Below are 11812 nucleotides of genomic sequence, written 5' to 3'. Positions count from 1 at the left end.
GAACACGGAAGTTAAGCTCTCTAGCGCCGATGGTAGTTGGGACCTTGTCCCTGTGAGAGTAGGACGTCGCCAAGCAACTAAAACACGAGTCAAATGACTCGTGTTTTTTCGTGTTTTATTTTATAATCCATAGTAATAAAAAAATGTGTTTAAAGTATTAATATTTTGATTAAATACAGGAGAATGTGGCTAGGATAGTGAATAAGCAAAAGAGTTGCAAATTTTATTAATACGTATATAATTAAAGTCAAAGATAGTCAAAGTCAATAAAGGTGGCGGATAAATGAGAAATATATCTGATATCATTGAGCAATATCTAAAGCAAGTTATTGACTTAAGCAATAATAATGTGATTGAAATTAAGAGAAATGAGATTGCGGATCGGTTCGAGTGCGTACCATCTCAAATCAATTATGTAATCAATACCCGTTTTACGTTAGAAAGAGGATTTGTAGTAGAAAGTAAACGTGGTGGAGGAGGTTACATTCGCATTATAAAAGTCAAACTGCATGACGATATAGACATTATTGATCAAATGCTTCATATGATTGATCATAGTGTTGCGCAAGGGAATGCAGAAAGCATGATTATACGTTTAATAGAAGAGGGAATCATAACAAATCGTGAAGCGAAACTGATGTTAAGCGTAATAGATCGTTCTGTATTATCAATGGATGTTCCTTCTCGAGATGAACTTAGGGCTCGAATATTATGCGCAATGTTAAGAACACTGAAATATAAATAAATATAGCTTTTGTAAAAGAATGATGACTAAGATAAAGCAGTTAAATGTTGTAGAAGTTTTGAAAAAGAACATGCACTTTTATTTAAACGGATTCAGGAAAGCGAACAATCTAGTAATGTATGAAAAGTATCATGAGATAGAGCGTTCCTGTTGTAAAGGTGGGGATAGTGATGACTTGTCAAAACTGTAATATAAGACCAGCGACTTTACATTATACAAAAGTAATTAACGAGAAGAAGGCGGAAGTTCATCTTTGTGAGCAATGTGCAGAGCAAAGTGGCTATACGTCTTTCTTTCAATCATCGCAGTCTAACTTTTCATTTCATGATTTATTTGCTGGTTTATTACACGGTGAATCAACAATGTTTGAAGAAGGAAAAAATGGATTTTCAAATGCAAATATAGTAAGATGCCCAGATTGTAAGATGACATATGAACAATTTACAAAAGTGGGACGTTTTGGCTGTTCTTCTTGCTACGATACATTTAAGGAGTATTTAAAGCCACTATTAAAACGTCTTCATGGTGGGCATACAGATCATTGTGGAAAAATTCCGGAACGTATAGAAGGAAATATCCACTTAAAGAAAGAATTAGATGAACTAAAACTCATTCTGAAACAATGCGTACAGAAAGAGGAATTTGAGAAAGCTGCAGAGGTAAGAGATAAGATTCGAGGTCTTGAAATACATCTTAGTGAGCATAGAGAGGGGGAATAGTTCTATGTCACTGGACAAAATTATGAATGAAGCGATTAGTCCATGGATGAAGGGGGATGGCCCTGATTCTGATATTGTTTTAAGTAGTCGAATTCGTTTGGCTCGTAATTTTAAACAATATCAATTTTCTACTATGCAAAACGAAGAAGAAGCTAAACAGATTCATGAATTATTTAAAAAAAAATTTATAAATAAAGCAGTAGGGTCCTTTGGGGAGTTTGGACTATTAAAGATGAATGAATTAACCCCTCTTCAAAGGAGAGTTTTAGTCGAAAAGCATTTAATTAGTCCAAATCTTGCAGGGACAGAATATGGGGCATGTCTACTATCAGAAAGTGAACATATTAGTGTTATGCTTAATGAAGAAGACCATATTCGGATTCAGTGCCTATTTTCAGGATTACAGTTATCAGAGGCGCTTCAAAGCGCCAATCAAATAGATAATTGGATTGAGAAAGAAGTTGAATACGCTTTTGATGAATCACTTGGATATATTACAAGCTGTCCTACTAATGTTGGCACAGGGTTAAGAGCTTCTGTGATGATTCATTTACCGGGACTGGTTTTAACAAAAAGAATTAGCCGTATTATACAAGTAATTCAAAAATTAGGGTTAGTAGTAAGAGGAATATACGGTGAAGGTAGCGAAGCGTTAGGTAATATATTTCAAGTGTCAAATCAAATGACGCTAGGAAAGTCTGAAGAAGATATTATTGCAGATTTAAAAGGTGTCATTCAACAAATTATACAGCAAGAAAAAATGGCTAGAGAATTAATTGTACAAAATTCAAGTATTGAACTTGAAGATAAGGTTTATCGTTCTTACGGCATACTAGCAAACAGTCGTTTAATTCAATCTGCAGAAGCTGCTAATTGCTTATCAGATGTACGACTTGGTATTGATCTAGGATATATAAAAGGTATATCGAGAAATATTTTGACGGAGTTAATGGTTCTTACTCAACCGGGCATTTTACAACAATACGCAGGAGGACCTTTAGGGCCAGAAGAAAGAGATTATCGAAGATCAACCTTAATCCGTGAGCGATTACGTATTGAAAAAAACTAAGCGCAAGTAGGAGGCGATTTCTATGATGTTTGGAAGATTTACAGAAAGAGCACAGAAAGTATTAGCTTTATCTCAAGAGGAAGCAATTCGTATTGGGCATAATAATATTGGAACAGAACATATTTTACTTGGGCTTGTACGCGAAGGTGAAGGAATTGCAGCAAAAGCGTTAATTGCTCTTGGATTAAGTCCAGAGAAAGTTCAAAAAGAAGTAGAAGCGTTAATTGGGCGTGGAACAGAAGCTTCTCAAACTGTACATTATACACCTCGTGCTAAAAAGGTTATTGAATTATCTATGGATGAAGCGCGTAAGCTAGGCCATTCTTACGTTGGAACAGAACACATTTTACTCGGTTTAATCCGTGAAGGTGAAGGTGTAGCGGCACGTGTTTTAAATAATTTAGGTGTAAGTTTAAATAAAGCGAGACAACAAGTGTTACAACTTCTTGGAAGTAATGAAGCTAGTTCAGGTCATCAAGGTGGTTCAGCAACAAATGCAAATACACCGACACTTGACAGTTTAGCAAGGGACTTAACAGTTGTTGCACGTGAAAATCGCTTAGATCCTGTTATTGGACGTGGTAAAGAAATTCAACGTGTAATTGAGGTGTTAAGCCGTAGAACGAAAAACAACCCAGTATTAATCGGTGAGCCTGGTGTAGGTAAAACGGCAATTGCAGAAGGATTAGCACAGCAAATTGTAAATAATGAAGTTCCTGAAACTTTAAGAGATAAGCGTGTTATGACACTAGACATGGGTACAGTAGTAGCTGGAACGAAATATCGCGGTGAATTTGAAGACCGTTTAAAGAAAGTGATGGATGAAATTCGCCAAGCAGGCAATATTATTCTATTTATTGATGAGCTTCATACATTAATTGGTGCAGGTGGAGCAGAAGGTGCAATCGATGCATCGAATATTTTAAAACCATCTTTAGCACGAGGAGAGTTACAATGTATTGGGGCGACAACTTTAGATGAGTATCGCAAATATATTGAAAAAGACGCGGCTTTAGAAAGACGTTTTCAACCAATTCATGTTGATGAGCCAAGTTTAGAAGAATCGATTCAAATCTTGAAAGGTTTACGTGACCGTTATGAGGCGCATCACCGTGTATCTATTACAGATGACGCTATTGATGCAGCTGTAAAACTTTCAGATCGTTATATTACAGATCGCTTTTTACCAGATAAAGCAATTGATTTAATTGATGAAGCTGCTTCAAAAGTTCGCTTACGTTCTTATACAACACCACCAAACTTAAAAGAGCTTGAAGTGAAGCTTGAGGAGATTCGAAAAGAAAAAGATGCGGCTGTACAAAGTCAAGAATTTGAAAAGGCTGCTTCTTTACGTGATATGGAACAACGCTTACGAGAGAAGTTAGAAGATACAAAACGTCAATGGAAAGAGCAACAAGGAAAAGAAAATTCAGAGGTTACGGTAGAAGATATTGCAAATGTCGTTTCTACATGGACGCGTATCCCAGTTTCTAAACTTGCACAAACAGAGACTGATAAATTATTAAACTTAGAATCCATTCTTCATGATCGTTTAATTGGTCAAGATGAAGCGGTAGTAGCTGTAGCAAAAGCTGTTCGTCGTGCGAGAGCAGGATTAAAAGATCCGAAGCGCCCAATTGGTTCATTTATTTTCTTAGGGCCAACAGGTGTAGGTAAAACAGAACTTGCAAGAGCACTAGCAGAATCTATGTTCGGTGACGAAGATGCAATGATTCGCATCGATATGTCAGAGTACATGGAGAAGCATTCTACTTCCCGTTTAGTTGGTTCTCCTCCAGGATATGTTGGATATGAAGAAGGTGGACAATTAACAGAGAAAGTTCGTCGCAAGCCATATTCAGTTGTCTTATTAGATGAGGTAGAGAAAGCTCATCCGGATGTGTTTAATATTTTACTACAAGTATTAGAAGATGGTCGTTTAACCGATTCTAAAGGACGTACAGTAGATTTCCGTAATACAATTGTTATTATGACATCTAACGTTGGGGCAGATGCATTAAAACGTAATAAGTATCTTGGATTTAACGTACAAGATGAGAGCCGCGATTATTCGGATATGAAAGGTAAAGTAATGGATGAACTGAAAAAAGCATTTCGTCCAGAATTCTTAAACCGTATTGATGAAATTATCGTATTCCATATGCTTGAGAAAAAACATATTCAAGAAATAGTAACTCTTATGGTAAATCAGTTAGTGAATCGCTTAAAAGAACAAGAAATCGAATTGCAATTAACAGAAGGGGCAATTTCTGCTATTGCTGATAAAGGATTTGATCGTGAGTACGGTGCTCGTCCGCTTCGTAGGGCAATTCAGAAGCATGTAGAAGATAGACTATCTGAAGAACTTTTAAAAGGTGCTATTGAGAAAGGACAAAAAGTTATCTTTGATGTAGAAGGAGAATCATTTGTCATTCATAGTGCGGAAAAGGTAAAATAAGTATAGACAAACAAAGAGGGCTACGCGATAGCCCTCTTTCTTGTACGAGAAGGATAAACGTTTATAGACGAAAGTGAAGTGAACTATAAAAAGGTATGGCTAAAAAGAAAACGAAATTTATATGTCAAGAATGTGGTTATCAGTCACCGAAATATATGGGTAAATGTCCCGGATGTGGTCAATGGAATACACTTGTTGAAGAGATGGAACCAGTTGTATCATCAAGGCGCCTTAATTACGCGAATGCAATTCAAACGGAAGTAACAAAACCAAGACGTCTTACTGAAGTAGAAACAAAGTCTGAGGCACGTATTGAAACGGAATTTCAAGAGTTTAACCGTGTGCTTGGTGGCGGAATTGTAGATGGGTCCTTAGTACTTATTGGTGGAGACCCTGGGATTGGAAAATCAACATTACTATTACAGATTTCATCGCAATTAGCAGATTCTTCATATGATGTATTATACATATCGGGTGAGGAGTCGGCAAAGCAGATTAAACTTCGTGCAGATCGTTTGCATGTAAAGGGTAGCAATCTATTTGTTGTAGCAGAGACAGACTTGCAGCGTATTGCAGCACATATTGAAGAAATGAATCCAGCTTTTGTTGTTATTGATTCTATTCAAACGATACATTTACCTGAAGTGACGTCAGCACCAGGAAGTGTGGCACAAGTACGTGAATGTACAGCGGAATTAATGAAACTTGCAAAAACAAAAGGAATCCCTATTTTCATCGTCGGGCATGTGACAAAAGAAGGAGCAATTGCAGGACCTCGTATGTTAGAACATATGGTCGATGCAGTTCTCTACTTTGAGGGAGATCGACACCATACGTATCGTATTTTACGAGCTGTGAAGAACCGTTTTGGTTCCACGAATGAAATGGGTATCTTTGAAATGAAAGAGCTTGGTCTTGCGGAAGTTTTAAATCCTTCTGAAATCTTCCTTGAGGAAAGGCCGGTTGGTGTTGCAGGGTCAACAGTAGTTGCTTCAATGGAAGGAACAAGACCGGTTTTAGTAGAAATACAAGCTTTAATCTCCCCTACTAGTTTTGGAAATCCTCGAAGAATGGCGACGGGAATTGATCATAACCGTGTTTCGCTTATTATGGCAGTATTAGAAAAAAGAACAGGCTTACTATTGCAAAATCAAGATGCATATTTAAAAGTAGCTGGTGGTTTGAAATTAGATGAACCGGCAATTGATTTAGCAGTGGCTTTAAGTATAGCCTCAAGTTTTAGGGATAAATCTACGGCACCAACCGATGCAGTAATAGGAGAAGTAGGATTAACTGGAGAAATAAGAAGAGTATCAAGAATCGAACAACGTGTACAAGAAGCGGCTAAATTAGGATTTCAACGTGTTATTATTCCTAGAAAAAACTTAGGAGGATGGACCATTCCAGATGGGATTGAGGTTGTAGGTGTTTCTAATTTAGGAGAAGCGCTTCGTTTGACATTAGGAGGCTAGGCTATGGAAGAAAATAAGCAACGTGTCAAAAGTATGATTAATATTTTACAGCTCGTGGCCCCAGGGACACCACTGCGCGAAGGGATAGATAATGTACTTCGCGCACAAACAGGGGGACTAATTGTTCTTGGATATAATGAGCAGATTAAAAGTATTGTTGATGGCGGTTTTCACATTAATTGTGCATTCTCTCCTGCTAGTTTATATGAATTAGCAAAAATGGACGGGGCACTTATTTTAAATGAAACGGGAAGTAAAATTTTAATAGCAAATGCACAGTTAGTTCCAGAGGCATCTATTGATTCTATTGAAACAGGCATGCGTCACCGAACAGCAGAACGTGTAGCGAAGCAGACTGGTAGCCTTGTTGTAGCTATTTCACAAAGACGTAACGTAATTACGCTATATCAAGGGAACTTACGTTATACACTAAAAGATATAGGGGTTATTTTAACAAAGGCAAATCAAGCTATTCAAACGTTAGAAAAATATAAGGCTGTATGGAATGATGGTATTACGAATTTGGGCATTCTAGAATTTGAAGAGGTCGTTACAATGTCCGAGGTCGTTCACGTTTTACATAGTGTTGAAATGGTACTGCGTATTAAAAATGAAATATTGAGCTATATTCATGAGCTAGGAACAGAAGGTAGGTTAATCCGTTTACAACTTACAGAACTACTAGCTGATTTAGAGGCAGAGGCAGCATTATTAATCAAAGATTATCACCAAGAAAAAACACAAGACCATCATCAAATTTTGAAAAAGTTGCAGGACCTTGCAAATACACAACTTTTAGAGGATAGTGATTTAGTTAAATTACTTGGCTACCCAGGGCAAACGAGTTTAGAAGAAAGTGTGACGCCAAGGGGATATCGAATCACAAGCAAAATCTCTCGTGTTCCGCCACTTATCATTGAAAATTTAATTAATCGATTCAAAACGTTGCAAGGTGTTTGTCGCGCGACTATTCATGAATTGGATGATGTGGAAGGAATTGGAGAAGTAAGGGCGAAGAAAATACGAGAAGGCTTAAAAAGAATTCAAGAGCATCTCTATATGAGTAGACACAATTAAGAATATTACATTGATTCCATAATATAACGACACTAGAACATTTTTGGTATATGATATGATATATTGGTAAATAAAACTATTTATAAAAAAACACGTCCGCTTTTGCATTCGGCGTTTTGATTAGCGAAACAATGGTTAATAATGAGTAGGAGGTGGTTGGATGTTAAAACGGATCGTACAGCTCTTCTTTCTAGTAATTGGGGGAGCGTTAGGGATTTACTTAATCCCAAAAGTTATTAATGTATTAGACATCGGTGCTGTTCCTTTATTGGAAGGATCGTATGTTCGTGCAATTATTGGTGCAATTATTTTATTTTTAACAACATTTTGGCTTGTAGATTATATTGTTCAACTTATTAAGCATATTGAAGAGGCTCTTGTAAAGGCGCCTGTAGCAGATGTTTTATTTGGTACATTAGGGTTAATCTCTGGTCTCATTGTTGCATATTTAATTTTAATACCAATTCGTGAATTTACAATTCCGGTTATTAGCACAGTATTGCAAGTGTTCTTTACTCTTTTACTTGGATATTTAGGATTCCAAGTAGGATTTAAAAAGAGGAATGAATTGCTAGGATTATTTACATTACCCCAACGCGGAGGTAAGAAGAAAAACAATAGTGAGAACGAAGAGATAGAGGTAGAAAAATCTACGGCTCATTGGAAAATTCTCGATACGAGTGTAATTATTGATGGACGTATTGCAGATATTTGCCAAACGAAGTTTTTAGAAGGAACAATTGTAATTCCACAATTCGTATTAGAAGAGCTTCAGCATATTGCCGACTCCTCCGATGCTTTAAAGCGTAATCGTGGTCGCAGAGGACTAGACATTTTAAATCGTATTCAAAAAGAGATGCCGATTCCGGTAGAAATTTATGAAGGCGATTTCGAGGATATCCAAGAAGTGGATAGCAAACTTGTAAAGTTAGCTAAAATCACCGGTGGAACTGTAGTAACAAATGATTTTAACTTAAACAAAGTTTCTGAATTACAAGGAGTAACGGTGTTAAACATTAATGATTTAGCTAATGCAATTAAACCAGTTGTACTCCCTGGCGAAGAATTAAGTGTTTATGTTGTGAAAGATGGTAAAGAGCAAAACCAAGGTGTTGCGTACTTAGATGATGGTACGATGATTGTAGTAGAAGATGGTAGAGAGTATGTAGGTTCGCAACTTAATGTACTAGTTACTAGCGTATTACAAACATCGGCTGGTCGTATGATTTTCGCAAAACGTAAATTATTAGAAAAAGCATTATAGGTAGAGGATTATTAATATGTATACATTAATTATTCCGGCAGCCGGTCAAGGAAAGCGGATGGGTGCTGGCAAAAATAAGTTGTTCTTACTTATAAATGAAGTACCGATTATCGTGCATACATTACGTGCTTTTGAAAGAGATAAGGCGTGCAAAAGTATTGTTATGGCAATTAACGAAGAGGAACGCCCGTATTTTGAAGAATTAATGCAGAAGTATCCGATTGAAAAACAGGTGCAATTTATTCAAGGTGGGGCTGAAAGACAAGATAGTGTATATAACGCGATTCAGCATGCAAGTGATGTGGAATACGTTCTTGTGCATGACGGAGCGCGCCCATTCGTAACGAATAAAGTGATTCAAGATGTATTAACAGCAGCAGAAAAATATGGGGCTTCCATTTGTGCAGTGCCAGTAAAGGATACAGTGAAGAAAGTAGAGCAAGGTGTTGTTGTCGAAACGGTAGAACGATCTCAGCTTAAGGCTGTACAAACACCGCAAGGGTTCTCTGTTTCGCTTTTGTTAGAAGCTCATAGAAGTGCAAAACAGAGCTGTTTTCTTGGTACAGATGATGCAAGTCTCGTAGAACGCATTGGTAAGCAAGTAGGTGTAGTAGAGGGGAGTTACTATAATATTAAAGTGACGACTCCAGAGGATTTACTAATTGCTGAAAGTTTCCTTCATGTTCAGAAAAAATAGCCGTGATGGTGTATAACAAAGGAAAGCTCGGCAATAGCCGGGCTTTTCTTTGTAAGGATATCGATATAATATAGAGTCATAAAGCTCAGTGGTTTAGCTCAAGGAGGATGTAAAGAATGTTTCGAATTGGACAAGGTTTTGATGTACATGAATTTGCGGAAGGTAGACCGTTAATTATCGGCGGAATTACAATTCCTCATGAGAAGGGATTAATCGGTCACTCAGATGCGGATGTATTGTTACATACGATTGCTGACGCATGTCTAGGAGCAATTGCAGCAGGAGATATTGGAAAGCATTTTCCTGATACTGATCCTGCCTTTAAAGATGCAGATTCAGCTATATTACTACAAAAGGTTTGGGAATTTGTACGCGAACAAGGTTACGAGCTAGGAAACCTAGATTGTACAATTATTGCTCAAAAGCCAAAAATGGCACCGCATATTGAAAGTATGCGTAAACGTATTAGTGAACTGTTAGAAACGTCTATAGATAACATTAATGTAAAGGCAACAACAACAGAAAAATTAGGATTTACAGGTAGAGAAGAAGGAATTGCTTCTCAAGCAGTGGTATTATTACAGAAAAAATAATGGTTTTTAATTCGTAAGATGGATAATCACATTTTTTTGTTGTACAATTATAGAATGTGTTGACATTAAGAATGGAAGGTGTACCAATTATGGAAAAGCAAGTGAGAGTGCGCTATGCGCCAAGTCCAACAGGACACTTACATATCGGAAATGCGCGTACGGCATTATTTAATTATTTATTTGCTCGTCATCAAGATGGTAAGTTTATTATTCGTATTGAAGATACTGATGTAAAACGTAATGTTGCAGGTGGAGAAGAAAGCCAATTAAAATACTTGAAATGGCTCGGTATGGACTGGGATGAAGGTGTTGATGTTGGTGGTGAATTCGGACCATATCGTCAAACAGAGCGTTTAGATATTTATAAAAAATTATATCTAGATTTATTAGAGCGTGGTTTAGCTTACAAATGTTATATGACAGAAGAAGAGCTGGAAGCAGAGCGTGAAGGACAAATTTCTCGTGGTGAAACACCTCGTTATGCAGGTAACCATCGTGATTTAACTGAAGAACAAATGAAAGAATTTGAAGCTGAGGGACGTATTCCAAGTATTCGTTTCCGTGTACCAGCTGATCGTGATTACACATTCAAAGACATCGTAAAAGATGAAGTTGCATTCCATTCAAATGATTTCGGTGATTTTGTTATCGTGAAAAAAGATGGAATTCCAACTTATAACTTTGCGGTAGCAGTAGATGATCACTTAATGGAGATTACACATGTGCTTCGTGGCGATGATCATATTTCAAATACGCCAAAACAAATGATGATTTATGAAGCTTTCGGTTGGGACATCCCACAATTCGGTCATATGACCCTAATTGTTAACGAAAGCCGTAAAAAGTTAAGTAAACGTGATGAATCTATTATTCAATTTATTGAGCAATATAAAGAGCTAGGATATCTTCCAGAAGCAATCTTTAACTTTATTGCACTACTAGGTTGGTCGCCGGTAGGAGAAGAAGAGATCTTCTCTAAAGATGAGTTCATCAAAATGTTCGATGCAGCTCGTTTATCAAAATCACCTGCATTATTTGATTCTCAAAAATTAAAATGGATGAACAACCAGTATATGAAAAAGCAAGATTTAGATACGGTTGTAGAGTTAAGTTTACCGCATTTAGTGAAAGCTGGACGTGTGGGCGAAACTTTAAGTGAACAAGAACAAGCTTGGATTCGTGATGTAATTGCTTTATATCATGACCAAATGAGTTTCGGAGCTGAAATCGTAGAGCTTTCTGAAATGTTCTTTAAAGATCATGTTGATTATGAAGAAGAAGGACAAGAAGTATTAAATGGTGAACAGGTACCTGAAGTACTTCGTGCATTTGCTGGTCAAATAGAAGCTCTAGAAGCGATGGAGCCTGCAGCGATTAAGGCAGCTATTAAAGCAGTTCAAAAGGAAACAGGGCATAAAGGTAAAAACTTATTTATGCCAATCCGTGTTGCTACTACTGGTCAAACACATGGTCCAGAGCTTCCTAATGCGATTGCACTTCTTGGGAAAGAAAAAGTTTTAAATCGCCTTCAAAAAGTAATTGGTTAACATTTTCTAGGTTTAGAAATATAATAAGTATACTTAAAATCTAATAAGGAAAAGCGACGAGAAGGAGAAGTAGAAAATCAGGCTTTTTACAGAGAGAACCACCTTTAGGCTGGAAGTGGTTTATAAGCGGATTTTTGAAATGCCCCTTCGAGTCTTCTGCTGAACAACGAA

10 protein-coding genes and 1 other annotated feature (1 of these 11 running past the window's edge) are annotated in these 11812 nt (G+C 37.0%); all 10 genes read left to right on the top strand.

Annotation, left to right across the window (positions count from 1 at the left end):
• The first annotated feature begins 283 nt into the window (after positions 1 to 283).
• Positions 284 to 745 carry a transcriptional regulator CtsR gene (ctsR, locus tag JDS81_RS26355; RefSeq protein WP_001244560.1) on the top strand — a complete coding sequence of 154 codons (462 nt, stop codon included), beginning with the start codon at positions 284 to 286 and terminating at the stop codon, positions 743 to 745.
• Between the two features lie 170 nt (positions 746 to 915).
• Positions 916 to 1464: a protein-arginine kinase activator protein McsA gene (locus tag JDS81_RS26350; protein ID WP_097954581.1), complete on the top strand. Its 549-nt coding sequence runs from the start codon at positions 916 to 918 to the stop codon at positions 1462 to 1464.
• 4 nt (positions 1465 to 1468) lie between these two features.
• Positions 1469 to 2533, top strand: coding sequence for a protein-arginine kinase McsB (locus JDS81_RS26345; protein WP_000050835.1), 1065 nt, complete (start codon positions 1469 to 1471; stop codon positions 2531 to 2533).
• Positions 2534 to 2555: 22 nt separating this feature from the next.
• Positions 2556 to 4991: an ATP-dependent protease ATP-binding subunit ClpC gene (clpC, locus tag JDS81_RS26340; protein WP_000971171.1), complete on the top strand. Its 2436-nt coding sequence runs from the start codon at positions 2556 to 2558 to the stop codon at positions 4989 to 4991.
• A 95-nt stretch (positions 4992 to 5086) separates the two neighbouring features.
• On the top strand, positions 5087 to 6463 hold the full coding sequence (gene radA, locus JDS81_RS26335; RefSeq protein WP_001085199.1) for a DNA repair protein RadA: 1377 nt from the start codon (positions 5087 to 5089) through the stop codon (positions 6461 to 6463).
• A gap of 3 nt (positions 6464 to 6466) precedes the next feature.
• The gene (gene disA, locus JDS81_RS26330) at positions 6467 to 7540 is read left to right on the top strand and encodes a DNA integrity scanning diadenylate cyclase DisA (protein WP_000392164.1); all 1074 of its coding nucleotides are present in this window, start codon (positions 6467 to 6469) and stop codon (positions 7538 to 7540) included.
• A gap of 160 nt (positions 7541 to 7700) precedes the next feature.
• On the top strand, positions 7701 to 8804 hold the full coding sequence (locus JDS81_RS26325; RefSeq protein ID WP_000919680.1) for a PIN/TRAM domain-containing protein: 1104 nt from the start codon (positions 7701 to 7703) through the stop codon (positions 8802 to 8804).
• A gap of 16 nt (positions 8805 to 8820) precedes the next feature.
• Positions 8821 to 9501, top strand: coding sequence for a 2-C-methyl-D-erythritol 4-phosphate cytidylyltransferase (ispD, locus tag JDS81_RS26320; RefSeq protein WP_000288308.1), 681 nt, complete (start codon positions 8821 to 8823; stop codon positions 9499 to 9501).
• Between the two features lie 116 nt (positions 9502 to 9617).
• Positions 9618 to 10094 (top strand): 2-C-methyl-D-erythritol 2,4-cyclodiphosphate synthase, encoded by a 477-nt coding sequence (gene ispF, locus JDS81_RS26315; protein ID WP_000488380.1) that lies wholly within the window; start codon positions 9618 to 9620, stop codon positions 10092 to 10094.
• 89 nt (positions 10095 to 10183) lie between these two features.
• Positions 10184 to 11641, top strand: a complete 1458-nt coding sequence (gltX, locus tag JDS81_RS26310; RefSeq protein ID WP_000415160.1) for a glutamate--tRNA ligase — start codon at positions 10184 to 10186, stop codon at positions 11639 to 11641.
• Positions 11642 to 11688: 47 nt separating this feature from the next.
• Positions 11689 to 11812 (top strand) — a binding site (T-box leader); it runs 125 nt beyond the window's last position.

Origin of the sequence: Bacillus cereus group sp. N31 (assembly GCF_016483245.1) — a bacterium.
GTDB classification, from domain to species: Bacteria; Bacillota; Bacilli; order Bacillales; family Bacillaceae_G; genus Bacillus_A; species Bacillus_A toyonensis.
This window is presented reverse-complemented; position numbering and strand designations above follow the sequence as displayed.